18 protein-coding genes are annotated in these 15,646 nt (G+C 49.9%); 9 read left to right on the plus strand and 9 right to left on the minus strand.

Annotated features, from left to right (window positions below; genetic code table 11):
* A partial coding sequence (locus tag PAT3040_RS23050) for a TetR/AcrR family transcriptional regulator (protein ID WP_219930308.1) occupies nt 1–665 on the plus strand: 665 nt, incomplete at its 5' end.
* Here PAT3040_RS23050 and PAT3040_RS23055 read toward each other — a convergent pair.
* Entirely contained in the window at nt 627–1,544 is a 918-nt protein-coding gene (locus tag PAT3040_RS23055; protein WP_087570517.1) for an ROK family protein, read from the minus strand. The genes PAT3040_RS23050 and PAT3040_RS23055 overlap by 39 nt on opposite strands.
* A 267-nt stretch (nt 1,545–1,811) precedes the next feature.
* Here PAT3040_RS23055 and PAT3040_RS23060 point away from each other — a divergent pair, with 267 nt between their 5' ends.
* Nucleotides 1,812–3,092, plus strand: a complete 1,281-nt coding sequence (locus tag PAT3040_RS23060) for an MFS transporter (protein WP_108994542.1) — start codon at nt 1,812–1,814, stop codon at nt 3,090–3,092.
* 86 nt (nt 3,093–3,178) lie between these two features.
* On the opposite strand, the gene PAT3040_RS23065 is transcribed toward PAT3040_RS23060, so the two are convergent.
* Nucleotides 3,179–3,406: a 3-dehydroquinate dehydratase gene (locus PAT3040_RS23065; protein WP_087570519.1), complete on the minus strand. Its 228-nt coding sequence runs from the start codon at nt 3,404–3,406 to the stop codon at nt 3,179–3,181.
* 396 nt (nt 3,407–3,802) lie between these two features.
* Between PAT3040_RS23065 and PAT3040_RS23070 the strand changes: the two genes are divergently transcribed.
* From PAT3040_RS23070 to PAT3040_RS23085, 4 genes are all read left to right on the plus strand, one after another.
* Nucleotides 3,803–4,576, plus strand: coding sequence for a sugar phosphate isomerase/epimerase family protein (locus tag PAT3040_RS23070; protein WP_087570520.1), 774 nt, complete (start codon nt 3,803–3,805; stop codon nt 4,574–4,576).
* 218 nt (nt 4,577–4,794) lie between these two features.
* Nucleotides 4,795–5,820, plus strand: coding sequence for a Gfo/Idh/MocA family protein (locus PAT3040_RS23075; RefSeq protein ID WP_108994543.1), 1,026 nt, complete (start codon nt 4,795–4,797; stop codon nt 5,818–5,820).
* Nucleotides 5,821–6,077: 257 nt separating this feature from the next.
* Nucleotides 6,078–6,854, plus strand: a complete 777-nt coding sequence (locus PAT3040_RS23080) for a CAP domain-containing protein (protein WP_087570522.1) — start codon at nt 6,078–6,080, stop codon at nt 6,852–6,854.
* A gap of 112 nt (nt 6,855–6,966) precedes the next feature.
* On the plus strand, nt 6,967–7,620 hold the full coding sequence (locus tag PAT3040_RS23085) for a 3D domain-containing protein (RefSeq protein WP_258235116.1): 654 nt from the start codon (nt 6,967–6,969) through the stop codon (nt 7,618–7,620).
* Between the two features lie 53 nt (nt 7,621–7,673).
* On the opposite strand, the gene PAT3040_RS23090 is transcribed toward PAT3040_RS23085, so the two are convergent.
* The 3 genes from PAT3040_RS23090 to PAT3040_RS23095 all read right to left on the minus strand — a co-directional run bounded on the left by PAT3040_RS23090 (nt 7,674) and on the right by PAT3040_RS23095 (nt 9,971).
* The gene (locus tag PAT3040_RS23090) at nt 7,674–8,333 is read right to left on the minus strand and encodes a polysaccharide deacetylase family protein (protein ID WP_108994594.1); all 660 of its coding nucleotides are present in this window, start codon (nt 8,331–8,333) and stop codon (nt 7,674–7,676) included.
* A gap of 25 nt (nt 8,334–8,358) precedes the next feature.
* Nucleotides 8,359–8,562, minus strand: a complete 204-nt coding sequence (locus tag PAT3040_RS37345; RefSeq protein ID WP_181376783.1) for a hypothetical protein — start codon at nt 8,560–8,562, stop codon at nt 8,359–8,361.
* Between the two features lie 146 nt (nt 8,563–8,708).
* Nucleotides 8,709–9,971 (minus strand): methyl-accepting chemotaxis protein, encoded by a 1,263-nt coding sequence (locus PAT3040_RS23095; RefSeq protein ID WP_246608851.1) that lies wholly within the window; start codon nt 9,969–9,971, stop codon nt 8,709–8,711.
* Nucleotides 9,972–10,252: 281 nt separating this feature from the next.
* On the opposite strand from PAT3040_RS23095, the gene PAT3040_RS23100 reads away from it, so the two are divergent.
* Nucleotides 10,253–10,636 (plus strand): O-methyltransferase, encoded by a 384-nt coding sequence (locus PAT3040_RS23100; RefSeq protein WP_087570524.1) that lies wholly within the window; start codon nt 10,253–10,255, stop codon nt 10,634–10,636.
* A gap of 117 nt (nt 10,637–10,753) precedes the next feature.
* Here PAT3040_RS23100 and PAT3040_RS23105 read toward each other — a convergent pair whose 3' ends face one another.
* The 3 genes from PAT3040_RS23105 to PAT3040_RS23115 all read right to left on the minus strand — a co-directional run bounded on the left by PAT3040_RS23105 (nt 10,754) and on the right by PAT3040_RS23115 (nt 13,048).
* Nucleotides 10,754–11,653 (minus strand): TIGR03943 family putative permease subunit, encoded by a 900-nt coding sequence (locus PAT3040_RS23105; RefSeq protein WP_108994544.1) that lies wholly within the window; start codon nt 11,651–11,653, stop codon nt 10,754–10,756.
* Nucleotides 11,650–12,732, minus strand: coding sequence for a permease (locus PAT3040_RS23110; protein WP_108994545.1), 1,083 nt, complete (start codon nt 12,730–12,732; stop codon nt 11,650–11,652). The genes PAT3040_RS23105 and PAT3040_RS23110 overlap by 4 nt, the downstream gene beginning before the upstream one ends.
* Before the next feature lie 124 nt (nt 12,733–12,856).
* Nucleotides 12,857–13,048: a DUF5325 family protein gene (locus PAT3040_RS23115; RefSeq protein WP_087570527.1), complete on the minus strand. Its 192-nt coding sequence runs from the start codon at nt 13,046–13,048 to the stop codon at nt 12,857–12,859.
* A 139-nt stretch (nt 13,049–13,187) separates the two neighbouring features.
* On the opposite strand from PAT3040_RS23115, the gene PAT3040_RS23120 reads away from it, so the two are divergent.
* On the plus strand, nt 13,188–13,397 hold the full coding sequence (locus PAT3040_RS23120; RefSeq protein WP_087570528.1) for an alpha/beta-type small acid-soluble spore protein: 210 nt from the start codon (nt 13,188–13,190) through the stop codon (nt 13,395–13,397).
* A gap of 802 nt (nt 13,398–14,199) precedes the next feature.
* Here PAT3040_RS23120 and PAT3040_RS23130 read toward each other — a convergent pair.
* Nucleotides 14,200–15,186: a metal-dependent hydrolase gene (locus PAT3040_RS23130; RefSeq protein WP_108994547.1), complete on the minus strand. Its 987-nt coding sequence runs from the start codon at nt 15,184–15,186 to the stop codon at nt 14,200–14,202.
* A gap of 95 nt (nt 15,187–15,281) precedes the next feature.
* Between PAT3040_RS23130 and PAT3040_RS23135 the strand changes: the two genes are divergently transcribed.
* Nucleotides 15,282–15,572 (plus strand): hypothetical protein, encoded by a 291-nt coding sequence (locus tag PAT3040_RS23135; RefSeq protein ID WP_087570530.1) that lies wholly within the window; start codon nt 15,282–15,284, stop codon nt 15,570–15,572.
* The last annotated feature ends 74 nt before the right edge of the window (nt 15,573–15,646 follow it).

Genomic DNA, 15,646 nt, shown 5'->3' on the forward strand with positions numbered 1-15,646 from the left:
ACAACCTGTGGATGCGATGCTCGCGGCAATTGCCGATGCCGAGCAAGCCTGGATACGGAAGGGGAAGGGAGCATAATATGACGCCGAGAAAAGGACTGCAGCTCGAGACGATCCTGAACACGGCTGCTGCCATAGCTGACACAAAAGGTTTGGAGCAGGTTACGCTGGCTTCGGTGGCGGCAGAACTGGGCGTTCGATCGCCTTCGCTCTACAATCATGTCAATGGATTGCCGGAGCTGAAGGAATTGCTTGCGACGAGAGGGCTGAAGTTGCTAAACGATAGGTTCGCCGCAGCGGAAAAGGGAGCACCGAATGGGGAGCGATTGCTCGCTTATGCAGATGCTTATCTTGCTTTCGCCGAAGAATGTCCGGGATTGTACGAATTGACGTTGAAGTCGCCTGCGGGAGGTACGGACTTGCAGCAGGAATTGGCGAGCAGCCTTGTCGCAAAAATGATCGAGGCGGTGCAAACCTTGGGCATCCGCGGAGAAGAAGCGATTCATGCGGTTAGGGGGTTCCGCAGCCTTCTGCACGGCTTCGCAAGTATCGGACAGAAGGGCGGATTCGGGATGCCGGTAGATGTAAAAGCCAGCATCCATTTCGTATTAAACAGCTATATAAGAGGTTTAGTAGTTGCAGTGGACGAGAGCAGCCGCACCGATTAGACCTGCATCCTGCCGGAGCTTGGCCGGCACGATGACGGTCTCTCTGCCGCTGGGATTTAAGGCATGGGCGGCAACGTATGAACGCACGGCGGAAAATAGAGGTTCGCCTACTTGAGAGACGCCTCCTCCGATAACGATCTTGGAAGGATCAAGCAGGTTGATTAGCGACACGCAGCCCATACCGATATAAGTGTATACTTTCTCGATCAGCGGGGATATAACCGGATCGCCTTGCGCCGCGAGGTCAAAGGCTTCCTTGGAAGTAATCTCTTTGCCAAGCAGCTCGCTGGCTTGCTTCGCAATGGCGGTGCCGGAAGCCAGCAGCTCCCAAAAACCGGAAGCTTGGTCCTTGGCGATTGGTCCTTGCGGATGTACGATCAAAAATCCGGCATCCCCGGCATTGCCCGTCGAACCCGTAATCAGCTTCCCGTGCAAGTAGATGCCAGCCCCAATGCCCGTGCTGATCGTAATAAAGATGAAGTGGTCGGCATCTTGAGCGGCGCCGACCCACTTCTCGGCGAGCGTTGCGGCGGTCGCGTCGTTCTCCATGCGGATGGGGAGGGGCAGCAGCTCGGCTAGCCGTTCGACGACGGGATAATCCCACCAGCTCTTTAGATTGGGCGGGCAGGTCAGACGGCCTGTCTTCGTATTAAGCGGTCCAGGGGCGCCGACTCCTATCCCTTTCAACTGATTAAGGGCTAAACCCTGTTCATTGGCAAGCTTATTTACGACGTCTGCCACCTGGCCCAGCATCTCTCCCGGCTCCAGGGAGAGATCGGTTTTCAGCGAACTTTTGGCGATAACTTCCCCGTTCTGGGCTATGAGCCCGATTGCGATCTTGGTGCCTCCGATGTCAATTCCTACGGCAATGTTGTTCATGTTCAATTCCCCCAACTAAGATTGCGAATACAAAAATGCTAAAAGTTCGAGCTCAAACTCTATAATCACCAGTCTATCATATCGGGAGGAACGGGGAAATCATTGGCGCGAAAAAGCGATGCCCGGACGTGCAAAGTTCTTCTGTACAAAGAATCGGTAGTGTAGTAAGATCGGGTCGAATGAGACATTATGAGTAGAGGATCCTTTGCCCGCGCAGAGGGTCCTCCGTCCGTTCCGACAACTATGCGAAGAAGGTATCGATCAGATATGGCACGGATCCAGAGGAAAGAGTATCAGACGATTAGGCTCGGCATGCCCATGACGGCAAGGGTGTGGCGAAATCTGCGCGTCGACGTGGGCGCAACCGTGTTATTCAGCATGTTCAACGTTGTCATGAATCAATTCTACATTGCATTTGCACTTCAACAGGGAGCGGATAAATTGCAGGTTGGACTGCTTGCGGCTGCCCCTGCCGTCGGACTCATTTTCTCTCCGTTATGGGCCAGTTGGATCGAAAAAGCGGATAATCCCAAGCCGTTCATCATTATTCCCAACGCCGTCGGGCGCATGCTGCTGCTATTGCCCGCATTCCTTCCCGAACCGGGCATATATGTAGCAGCGGCCATGATGTTCCAACTGTTGATGGGCATTCAGGCGCCGGCTTATGCATCGCTGGTGTCCCGGATGTACCCTAATGAAATTCGGGGACGGCTGATGGGTTATGTACGTGTTTCCATGGGAGTGCTGATGATTCCTCTTGCTTATTTGGTAGGCAGTTGGGCGGAAGCGCATGGACCAACCGGTCCGCTCATAGCCGCCTCTCTTATGGGCGTCCTGTCGATCGGATTGTTTAATACGCTTAAATTATCGAAAAAGCGCATTTCGATCGTTACGGGCGGGGGGCAAGAGGGAGATGAATTTGCGCAAAAAGCGGATAATCGGAGGAAACGGCCAAGCTTTGACTTCAAGGAGCAGTGGAAGCTTGTCAGGCACAACCGAACGCTAGGCGTCTTCCTGCTGGCAACCACGTTCGCCGGGTTCGGGAACATGTTCGCCATTCCGCTGTATCAGATCATTCAGGTGAACGTGCTGGAGCTGTCCAATATCCAGATCGGATATGCAAGGGTTGCCTATTATACGGCGCTGCTGCTTACATTCTTGATTGCGGGCATGATGATCGACAGATTTCCCATTAAGTATACCCTGATGGTTGGCATCAGCGCTTATGCAATCGTTCCGATGTTATATGGAATATGGGGAACTTATTCCGTAGTATTGGCAGGCAACGCCATACAAGGCATTGGAGACGCCATTTGGGATATTGGCATTCTTGCCTTTGTCTTTCGCCTGGCGCCGGGACGGGAGGCGATGGTATTCGGCATCCATTTGATGTCGTTCGGAATCAGGGGAACGATTGGACCTTTGCTAGGCACGAGCCTCACGTCCGACATATCCATGAGCGCCTTGCTTATTGCGGCTTCGATCTGCGGCTGGATCGGAACATGGTTGTTTATGTGGGGCAACCGGGGCAAGACGCATAGTCTCTGATCTAGATGATAACGAGAAAGAGACGAAACGGGCAACGGAGGCCTGTTTCGTCTCTTTCTTGTGGGGCATGTAAACGCCGACGGACATCAGTACAACGATATCGTAAGCGTATCCCGCTCGTACAAGGAATGCAGCGTTGCTTCGCTGCCGATAATTTCGACGCTTATCAGCGAGCTGATACATTTTTTAAGCGCGTTTTTTCCGGTGGTCAGCTTCCTGTTAAGTACAGTAGACAATTTGTCGATTGCTTGCCTATTCGTATCGGTTAAGTAAACGGGTATGGTTTTATTCTGAAATAACAGCATGGTTTTCATTATGGATAACCTCCATCCTATGACGGATATATTAGCCATTAGCGCAAAAAGTCGAAATGGCTATCGTTTTTCCTAGTGTAAAGGACAATTCTTAAATGTTTATTAAAAAAAAGTGATGAAATGGTTACAATCTTCTCATAATTCGGTAAATGACGTAATCAATGTGTTTACAGTATAACGTAATCATTACATTTTGCAATAGGATGGAGGAAAAACATGCATATGTTCTCGCCCGGCAGCCATCATACATGGATACGAAGCGAGCCAGAAGACAAAATCGCATAAAAATAAGCTAATATGCCAACTGTTTTTTGTTCCATAAGATGTATATAATGATAGAGGTCGTACAAGCACAAAGTTAAGAGATGACAAATCCATATAAAGGAGAGCGGTATGATGAAACGGATGGGCATTGGCTTGCAAATGTACACGCTTCGTGACGTAACGGCCACAGATTTCGAGGGAACGCTCCGCAAGGTTGCTGCAATGGGATATGAAGGCGTAGAATTCGCCGGCTACGGCGGGATTGAGGCGGAGTCTTTGCGTGATCTGCTGCAAGAGCTGAAGCTTACGGCAATCGGAAGCCATATCAGTTTGCAGGCGCTGGATACGAATCTGGAGAATGAAATCGCTTTCCTGAAAACGATTGGCGCGAATTACGCAATCTGCCCATGGTTGCCGCTCGAGGAGCGCGACTCGGAGTCTTGGCGGGGCCATCTCGTGAAATTCGAGCAGTTCGGCAAACGATTCCGCGAGGAAGGAATTACGTTCGCTTATCATAACCACGATTTCGAATTCGAAGTGGAGATCGACGGCGAGATCGTATTCGACGCCCTTTATGCGCGTATTGCCCCCGAGCATCTGCAAGTAGAGATGGACATTGGCTGGGTGCAATATTCCGGCAAGGATCCGCTTGCTTATATTAAGAAGTATACCGACCGTCTGCCGCTTCTTCATCTAAAGGACTTCCGTGCGGGCGAGAAGGGTAAAGGCATTGACACCGTGGAGCTGGGGCGGGGCGATTTGCCGCTTGTGCCGATTATCGGCGCAGCATCAGAAGCCAACGTCGAATGGCTCATCGTCGAGCAGGACACTTGCGCGAATCCGCCGCTGGAATCCGTTGCGGAAAGCATGGAGTGGCTGAAAAATAATTATCTGAACCAATTCTAATTAGAAAGTTATTATTAGATCGAGTTCAAAAAGTCCGATTTTCAGTACCGAGAAGGTTGGATGAAGAGTAGGGACTGAGGAGCGGAGCGTAGTGGAAGCTACGTGAGCACCGGAAGTGCCGGCTGAATTCAAGATTCGATGTCGATATACTTCCCGAGTTACTTCGTAATCAAAATTGGACTTTTTGAACCACCACTTATAGAAAGCAGGGGAAATCATTGTCTAAAGTTCGAGTAGCCGTCATTGGCTGTGGTTCCATCTCCAAATATCGTCATATTCCCGAATATGCTGCACACGCCGACGTAGAGCTTGTCGCTTTCGTCGATCCCATTATCGAACGTGCGGAAGAGTACGCAGCCAAACATGGCGGCAAGGCTTTCTCCGATTATGAGACGATGCTGGCTGAAGTAAAGCCGGACGCTGTCAGCGTGTGTACGCCTAACGCGTTCCACGCGCCGATGTCGATCGCGGCTGCCAACGCCGGAGCTCACGTGCTTGTGGAAAAGCCGATGGCTGCAACGGACGCCGAAGCGGAAGCGATGATTCAAGCGGCTAAAAGCAATGGCGTCAATCTGATGGTTGGCCACAACCAACGGTTCATGCCTCCGCATGTGAAGGCTAAACAAATTCTTGAATCCGGCATTCTGGGCAAAGTGCTGACGTTCCGTACTTCGTTCGGCCATCCGGGTCCTGACGCTTGGAGCATTGATGGCGCGAGCAGCTGGTTCTTCCGCAAGGATGAAGCGATCATGGGAGCCATGGGCGATCTCGGCGTACACAAATCCGACTTGATCCGTTGGCTGCTAAATGACGAAGTGGCGGAAATCGCGGCTCTCGTAGGCACTCTCGATAAGAAGGGGACGGCAGTCGACGACAACGCTTCGTGTGTGCTTCGTATGGAGAGCGGCGTGATCGGCACGCTCGTAGCAAGCTGGACGTATTACAGAGGCGAAGACAACAGCACGATCCTCTGGTGCGAGAACGGCGTTATGAAAATCGGTACGCATCCGGACGATCAAGTTATCGTTGAGCTGCGCAACGGTTCTGTCGAGAAACATAAAGTAGGCGCTATCTCTACGAACGACAAACAAGAGTCAAGCGGTGTTGTAGATGCGTTCCTGACGAGCATTCTGACGAAATCGACGCCTGCTGTTTCCGGAGAAGACGGACGCAAATCGCTTAAGGTAATCCTGTGCGCGTTCGAATCCCAAGCAACGGGTCAATTCATTAAAGTAAACAACTAGTTTTCGGTATAGCTGAAGATCTCCGCATGTCCTCCGTGGCATGTTTCGGAGGTCTTCTTTTTTTGTGTTTAAAGCACAAATACGAGATTTGTTGCGCAATGAGTAGATTCTAATAAAGCAGGCGGGACAATGGATTGCTCCCTTTTTTGTGTCGAATGGCAATTATTGTGTCATGAAGTGGTTATCCCCTCATGCTAAGATAAGGGACGTCGGAAGGATATCCGAACAATTCTAGCAGAATTAGGAGGAATTGATTTATGAGAAAGCAATCCATTCGGATCGGGGTAGCAAGCCTGTTGGCGGCTACGATGATCGGTACAGGTTTTGCCGTGCCGAAGGCGGACGCTGCAGCCGGAGATAACGGTTTCAAGATGCAATTGAACTACATCAATTACACACTAATTAACGATATAGCGTCCAAATATGGCATCGACCTTAACAAAATCAACTTTTCGTACAATGGGATCGTCATTAAGTGGCCAGGTGATGTAACGAAGCCGACTCCGGCTCCAACGGCTAATCCGACTACCGCGCCAAAGCCGACCGTAACGCCGGCTCCTACAGCTAAGCCGACTCCGGCTCCGACCGTTGCTCCTACGAAAGCGCCGACGAAGACGCCTGCACCTACGGTGAAGCCGACTCCAGCGCCGACAACCGGCACAGGAATGGGAGAGTTTCAAACGCAGGTTGTCACATTAGTCAACCAAGAGCGTGCGAAGGTTGGTCTTAAAGCATTACAGACTGACGCTTTGTTGAACAAAGTAGCAACGGAGAAGGCAAGAGACATGGACGTAAATAACTACTTCAGCCATACTTCGCCGACTTACGGCTCGCCATTCGACATGATGAGATCCTTTGGCGTCACTTACAGATCCGCGGGCGAGAACATTGCTTCCGGTCAGCCAACTCCGGCGCGGGTTATGCAGGATTGGATGAACAGCCCTGGTCATAGAGCTAATATCCTGAATGCGAGCTTTACGAAGATTGGCGTGGGATATGTAAACGGTGAATGGGTGCAAATGTTTACTGGCTAGTCTTTAAGTTTCGTATTTCGTGATGTGATTCCATGCGGTTTGAGGGAGAGACTGGCCATTGATAGCGGCCTCTCTCCGTCGGCGGCAAATCATTTTTTGGAGGTACAACGTTTTGAACAAATGGATGTTGACTACTTTGACTACTGTTGCATTAACTTGTGCTACAACCCTATTCGCAGGCAACGCGCAAGCTGCGGAACAAACACATAAGATTGAACCCAATGATACATTTTGGCAAATTTCGTTACAATACAAAGTGCCTCTTAAGAAACTAATGAGTGCAAACGATACTATGGTTGCGGATCAACTGCAAATCGGATCCGAGATGGTCATTCCCGGTCAGGACATTGTTGCCTTAAGCAAAGAGTCCGCTCCCGTACCTGCTCAAAAGGAAGCAGCGCCTGCTGCGATGACGGTAACAGCGCCCGGCGGCACGAAGCATATCTACAAAAAAGAACTGCAGGTAAAAGCGACGGCTTATACGGCGGCGGCATCGGAAAATGGCAAATGGGGAGCGGTGGATTACTTCGGCAATAATCTCAAGGTTGGCACAATTGCCGTTGACCCTAAAATGATTCCGCTTGGAACGAAATTATTCGTAAAAGGGTACAGCTACAATGGCTTGCCAGCAGGCGGCATGATCGCCACCGCAACGGATATAGGGGGTTCCATCAAGGGCAACCGGATCGATATCTTTGTTCCCGGAACGACTCAGCAAGCCAAAAAGTTCGGATTCCAAGATGTAACGGTATATATCCTGCAATAATGAATGAGCGCTCCTTTGACGGAGCGCTTTTGTTCTTTACGGGAAATCCGGAATTAACGATACGCCCGCTTGCCTAAAAGCTCGGGCAACGTCACGATTTCATACCCTTTGCCCTGCAGGGATTCGATCAGAACAGGCAGTGCATGGATTGTTCCATCCAAGCTTTGTCCTTCTCCCCCGCCTGCATGTTGTAAAATAATCGAACCGGGCTGCAACGTTTTGCGGATATTTGCAAGCACCCTTGCGCTGGAAGGATTCCGTCTCCAATCCTCGGAATCGACATCCCAGTTCACGATCGTATAACCGGAGCCTTTACTCCAACGAATCTGCTGCGGGAGCAGCTCGCCGTAAGGCGGGCGGATCAAGAGCGGCGTTACGCCGGCGATCCGTTTAATGACGCCATCCGTCTGCCAGATTTGATGCTGGACTTTGCTCAGCGGCAGCTTGGAGAAGACGGGATGATTGTAGGAGTGATTGCCGATGATATGGCCTTCGCTAATAATTCTACGGACCAAATCCGGATGTTTGGATGCCCTCTCTCCTACAACAAAGAAGGTGGCGCAAATCCGATAGCGGGACAACACATCCAAAATCTGAGGCGTGACCCGTGGATCTGGCGCATCGTCGAACGTCAGCGCTACACGTTTGAGATTGCGTGGACCGTTTAACAAAAAGGCATTCGGGTACTGCTTATGCAAGGAGACCCATGACATATCCACTTTCTGGGCTGCAGGCCGTCTACGTTGCCTTTGTTTTTGCTTCTGTCCCCGCTTCTGCTGCGGTCTGCTCTTTTGCTTCGCTTTTACTGCAGCGTTTTGTTTGCTTTGTTGTTGTGGCGCAGCTTCGGCAGCTGACCTGGAAGGTACGGCTGAAAATAGGAGCGCGATGACTGTTGCGGCTGCGACTGCGAGTTTCCCATATTTGATAATCAATCAGGTTCATCCGTTCTTCTGTAATGTTTGCAGCTTGTTGGCATGGTGTATGGGGTAGGTTCCCCGCAGGTCGGTTCCTTCATACGTCACGCAAGCGATTATGTGGCAAAAGAAAAAGCACCCGGTCTGGGTGCTGAGTAGGATAAGCAAGCTGTATTATTTCATCTTGAATACTTGAATCGTGCGCTGCAGCTGTGTCGCCATGGACAACATGCGTTCGGTCTCTTGTACGACGGCTTGAACGGATGCGATCTGCTCGTTCATGGAGGCGGATACTTGTTCTGTGCCGGCAGCGGACTGCTGAGTAATCGCCGAGATGTTCTGGATCGCTCCGGAGATTTGGCGAGCGCTCTCCAGCATGGCATCGCTCTCTTGCGAGAACGCGTAAATTTGATTCGTAATAAATTGAATGCTTTGCTCGATCTCCTGGAATATCTGTTCGGACTGGCGAATGTGCTCGCTCTGCAGCTTAACGACATCTTCGTTAACCTTCATATTGTTGATCGCGAGTCGAATGCCTTCATCAATGCTCTTTACGAGCGTGAATACCTGCTTTGTCGAAGACGTTGATTCCTCGGCCAACTTGCGAACCTCTTGAGCTACAACAGCAAAGCCGCGGCCATGCTCGCCTGCTCGTGCCGCTTCGATGGAAGCGTTTAGGGACAGCAGATTGGTTTGTTCGGCGATATCGGAGATCGTAGTCGTAATGGCGGATATGCCTTGCGCCTTGCGAGCAAGTTCTTCAATCGTAGCGGATACTTGCGCAGTGGCGTCAATGTTGCGCTGCATGCCTTCCGCTTGAATCTCCAATGCTTCCCTGCCTCGTCCCACGATGGCGATCGTTTGATCGGAGCGCGCATTCATTTCTTTGGTGGAATGGGCGTAGGCGCCAACCTTTTCCTCGATCTCGTTAATGGAATTGCTCATATCCGAGACGTCCTCGGAAATTTCGTTCGCTCCTGTAGCGAGCTCCCCTGCAGATGCGGCAACTTGTTCCATGGCGGTCTGAATGCTGTTGTTTTTATCGAATATGCCACGACTTGTTTCGGCTACGTGACGAATGATGTTGGAAGTCTCTGTAAGAATATCGCGAAGCTTGTCAACCATGCTGTTAAAGGAGTGACCCAGTTCTCCAGCTCCGGAGTTGGCTGACATATCGATCTTTTGGGTGAAATCTCCCTTTGCAATCCGATAGGCCGCGCCGGAGATCTCGTCGTAAGATCCCGTAATGGCCTTGTCCACGAATACAATGGTTGGATATGCGGCAATTGCAAGCACGATTGAAATCAGGATCATAGCAAGCAGCGGGCCGCTTGCGAGCGCTGTCGTAAGAATCGCAATAATGGCAAATAGCGCTAAATTGAAATACGTCGTTATTACTAGTTTATTGCGCACCGAAAGCGAGTAGTACCATTGGATCATTATGTAAGCGCTCCTTTTATTAGAATAACCACATTATAACATTGGACCCGAATTTGGTCTATAATTGTCGACCTAATAAATGAAATGCAATTATGATACTTTATACTCAGCTATGTAGGACATTCAGCGCAATTGAAATTTCGGAAATTACCAAGTATTTTTTCGGTGATGAAAATAATGGACAATGTTACCATTAATGACAATTCGATGTTTGATTTCGTCAGATGGTGTCGAAGCAGCAGGTGAGAATGTCGAAACACTAAAGGAGGTTATCGAGTATGGAAATGGTATCTTTGGCAAGACAAGTAGACTTCGTATTCAGGCAGTTGGAGGGTGAGCTGACGAATGCGGCAGCCGGTACCGTGCAGATCTGCATTCGCAATAATGCAGTGGGAAAGTTCGGGATGAAACATCATCCTATCGAAAGCAGGGACGGCAAGCTTGAAGGCAAGGACAGGGGGTTAACACAGGAGCAGGTACAAGCATTCCGTCAGCTGGCAATCGAAGCATTGAAATATAGGAGGGATTGGACGCATGGCGAAATTTTATATGATTTTGCAGTGAAACCCAGCAGCAATACGTGGTCGGCAAGCGTCTTGTACGAATCTAATTACAATATGGCTGCATGGAACAGCCGCTACACCCCTCAAAGATTGGCTTGACGATATCATTTGGAGGAAATCCGAGTAGGACGGCTGGCCTAACATCATTGAACCCTGCGTGCGGAAGTAATCGCAAGGTTGCGATGCGGAACCAGCCGTCGCTGAAGCGATGTTCCCTTAGAATCCGAATTCCAGATCGGGATACACATATGGAGAAGCAGGAGCCGGAATCCGTTCGATTTTGGTCAATTCAACCGTAAGTATCTCGTTCCCCATATAATTCGAGATAGATAGCTTTCCCGTGCCCTTGACCCAGTCGTCTTCGGCGTACTCGTTAGCCTTAGGCCATGTCGTCAACAGACCGTAAGGAAGCGCGTCGGCTGAGCAGCAATTCATGGCGAACCGGCTGATCGCCATTCGATCTTCTCCCATTTCTTCCTCGCGATAGATGAAGCCGCTTATTTCGATTTCTTTGCCCATAAACGCGTCGCGATACAAATCAAGCGCGGTCAACGTTTCGATGAATCGGCCCTCCGGGACCACGATGAGGGGCTGTTCGTACAGCTGCTTGGCGAGCCTGGCGTGATCGACCGTATATTCGTCATAGGGGAACAGCTCGTCCAGGGTATTGTCGTTATTATTGCCCGAGCTGCCTTTTGTTGACAACGAAACGGGATCCGAGCTTGTCTCTGTCGCAGACCGCGATATCATTTCGTTGCCCGTGAAGCTCATTCCCTTCTTCGCGGCCAGTGCGCTGCCCAAAGTACCGGTAGGGGTCAGGAAGCCAAGAGTCAAAGGAAGGATAAAGAGACTGTAAACGAAGATGTTTTTTGTCCTCGACGAAGAATGTTGATGATCGCAATCGCAATCCGCGGCATGCGATTTTCTGCGCGCTTTAAGCGCTGCGTACAGCTGATAGATGGCGGCCGCATATAATCCTATTGCGGACAACTTCACGAGCAGCTCCATTTTCGGAGCGATAAACAGTGTCATGTCGCCCGTGCGGAACAAATAGACGATTAACATGGCGAATCCGGCAAGAAGCAGGAAGCGGATAAGATGCTGGGTCGTCGTCATAGAATCACCTCGGCTATGAGAGTTGCGGCTACGGTCAGTACAGCGGTAAGAGCTATAAGCAAGGCGACGATCCGGAGCTTGAAAGTGGACATCAGCATTAGCGTATTTTTGAAATCGACCATGGGACCGAATACCAGGAAGGCAAGAAGCGGTCCCGGCTGGAAGATGCCGTTGAACGAAGCAGCGATAAAGGCGTCGGATGTAGAGCAAATGGAAAGAATAAATGCAAAAGCCATCATGAACGGATAAGCAAACATGGGCTCGCCCGCGAAGCCGACCAATACGTCTCTGCCTACGACCGTCTGAATCACGGCTGTTAGCAACGCGCCGATAAGCAGGTACTGTCCCATCTCAAAAAATTCTTCGGAAGCATGCGACATCGTCGAGGAAATTTTGCTTCTGATCCGCCCCTTCTTAAAGTCAATGGTGTTATGTAGATGGGGATTCGACTGAAGGTGATCATGCACACGAACGTTATTTTCATGATGAAAGTGAGCGACGCCTTTAGCGGCATGTCTGCCATCTGTACGCAATGGGCTTTGTTTCATAAACCTGGACAGCAGTAGACCAATCAAAACAGCGATGACAAACGCCGCGATCATGCGGGCGTATGCGATCTCCGGGCTTGTACGAAACGCCATGAAGGTAGACGAGAACACAATGGGGTTTACGATGGGTCCCGCAAGCAGATATACGATTCCTATATAAGCCGGCATCCCCTTGCGAATCAATCGTCTGACGACAGGGATCATCCCGCATTCGCATAAGGGAAAGAAAATACCCAACAGTCCTCCGACCAGGACGCCGGCAACGGGGTTGCGAGGCATCATACGGCGAATCATCTCATCCGTAACGAATACTTGTAGCAGCGCGGAGAACAAGATACCGAGCAAGATGAACGGGAATGCTTCCAAAATAATGCTGATAAATAAAATTTTGAAGGATTGAAAATTGGCAGGATTTAATATGACGTTCCATGCAACGGCCGGCAGCTCGCGATTCGTCGCAATTAGGAAAATCATGATCAAACAGCCGATTGCCAGAGCAGGCGTGCCTATCCGGAATAATGTGGTTCGCATATGTACATCCTTCCTCTTCGTGACTAATTAGTAATTATTACGATATGGGATGATGCTCATACTATAACCTATGCGAAAAAGTCTGTCGATAGGACAAACATTTGGAAGTAAAAATGGAGAAGGCTTATTCCCCGTTACGGGCCTTCTCCGCCTTGCGTCGAAGCTTTGCTTTTACGATAAAGCCTGCCCCTATGCTAAAGAGCGACAGCATGCCGAACAACAGGACGAACCAACCGTTATAACTGATGGATATCGCCGTCGCGCTCATGAACAAAATGGACAATACGGCAAAAAACATGGACAATGTTTTGGACATAATAGAAACTCTCCTTGACGCTTTGAAACAGCGTAAAATATTTTTTAAGCTTGCAGCATAGTTTGCGGAGATGTGCACATAATAAGTTTGCAAGCTTGCATCACACAAACAAGTGCAGAGGACGAAAGGAGAATACCTGATGTCACGTAGCAACCAACTTATTGTCCCACAAGCATCGCAAGCACTGGAGCAATTAAAACTTGAGGCAGCACAGGAATTGGGCGTTCAAATACCGGCAGATGGCTATTATGGTAATGTAACCAGCCGCGATGCAGGTTCGCTTGGCGGTTATATCACAAAGAAGCTTGTCCAAATCGCCGAGCAACAATTGTCTGGTGGAAACCGTTAAGCGATTATTATACACAAGCGATCGTCAGAGACCCAAGGGAAACCTTGGGTTTTTTTATTTATGGGAAGTTATGCGATTTCCAAACTTGTGGAAAGTAAGCAAGTTCCATGTGCAGATAAAAACGGTTGAAAAATCGAACGGATCTCAGCGGCACTTTTTGCTCTTTGATACATATCTGGCTCGAGTAGCCCCAATGAAACATAAAAATCCATTCGTCCACGTTACTCGCCTGTTCTTGCCCCCGGCTTAGCACAATAAAGCGGATTTTTCTACTATAATGGTCCGTTCGTCCCCAGCATGGCACAATGAAGCGCATTTCTCCGCTATAATAGACCGTTCGCCCCCGGTTTAGCAAAATAAAGCGGATTCTTCTACTATAATGGACCGTTTGCCCCCGACTGAGCACAATAAAGCTGATTTTTCCGCTATAATAATCCGTTTCCGATGACGCTATTTGGTGCAATTCCGCCCATTCTATGCGGTTTTGACGGAAGTAAGGTCGTCTGTATCCGTTACAATTTGAACAGGCCCCATTTTTGCGAAATAGCGACTGTGGTGTGGATTACGATCAGCCTTTACTTAACTAAGCTGCCGTCCACAATGAATCGACAGTCTCTGTTTGTCCGTTAGATTTTCTAAAACCTAAAAAAACGAAAAATAGCGTCATTTATGTCCGATAGGCGGAAGTGACTTGGAAAGCCCCCAAATAAAAGCCCCTTACCATTGTGGGGGAAGGGGCATGCTTAAGTCAATCACCCGCCTTCGCTCTTGCCGAAGACGTAAGACGTAAGTCGTTAATACATTAATACGTATCCATGCGCAGCCGCTTCATCAATCGCTCGTCGCTCAGCCAGCCCACATAAGAGCCTACTGTCTCGTATTGCTTGTTCATAAGAAGTACGGCGACGAAAGGATATTGCTTGCGGTGACGGTACCTGACATCGCACCATCGGACTTCATATCCCCAGGAGTGCTCCTTGACATCGGCGCATGCAAAACTTGTAAAGTAAAGGAAAGAACGGATGGCCGCATCGTTCTTGGACTTCTCGACTGCAGGATGGCTGGAGCACCGTACCTTGTCGACCCAACTAAGCTTGCTCCCCCTTAAATTGCCGACGTAGAACGTGCCGTCCTCGCTATGCTTGACGATATTCCAGATTGACATCGAGATGGTCGGAATAGCGAAATACGAATCGTTGGGCCGATGGCTCGCATCAAGCGTTCGAAGTCTGCGGACCGTTGCTTTAGCAGCTAACGTCCGCCAGACGTAATAACCGGCAAGGAACAGGTACATGACCGGAAACAGAATAGCGGGATTTACGAGACCCGTTGCCCACAGTAAAATGGCTATCAGGTGGGCCGAAAAAATGAGCGGGTCAAAAATATGGATAATGTTCCAGGAAATCCATTTCTCATTGAATGGACGCATGGCTTGGGTGCCGTATGCATTAAACAAATCGGTGAATACATGAAGAACGACCGACAGCAGTACCCATCCTCCGACGTGCAGCCAAGGCAGGCTCCCTCTGTAGAGCAGCTGAAGAATCAGGGTGATCGCTGCCGACCATATCAGAATGGCCGGAATGGAGTGCGAAAGTCCCCGATGGTTGCGAATGTAGCATGCGTTCCCCTTGAGTCTGAGCAGATTGTCGAGATCGGGAGCTTGGGAGCCCGCGACCGTGCCGAGCAGCACGGCAGTGTGAACGACTGGACTTGCGGCGACAACGGGATCAACCGCGGCGAGACCGGCCAAGCCGATACCCATTACCAAATGTGTTCCTGTATCCATTGGCGGTATGCCAACCTCCTTCATGATGTGCGATTAAGCATAGTATCGCCCGAAGTGGGACAACTTTATCACAATCGAAAGGAGACTTGCGCCAGATGTTTATTACTTTCGCGGAATATCGGATCAGCCCTGAATTTCAGGAGCAATATGAGGCGGCAACGAAATTATTATTAAAGGAGACGGAGGGCGTCGAGCTGTACGAGGGGACGGATCAGCCGGGCTTGTTCGTCGAAATCTGGAGAGCAGCCGATGTCGCACAGGCGGAGCGAATCAAAAAAGAACGCTGCAGCGAGCGTTCTTCTTGGGCTGTATTGACACCGATGATACTTGGGGGTTCAGCCAAACTTCATGTATGGACGTTCCAGCCTGCTCATTCGCCTTCCTGAGACATCGCGCAACGCCGTCCAGGGGTGACGAACCATGCGAATGACAGTTGGTTTAGAGAGCTGGATAGATAAGG

Source organism: Paenibacillus agaridevorans, assembly GCF_003112455.1.
GTDB lineage: Bacteria > Bacillota > Bacilli > Paenibacillales > Paenibacillaceae > Pristimantibacillus > Pristimantibacillus agaridevorans.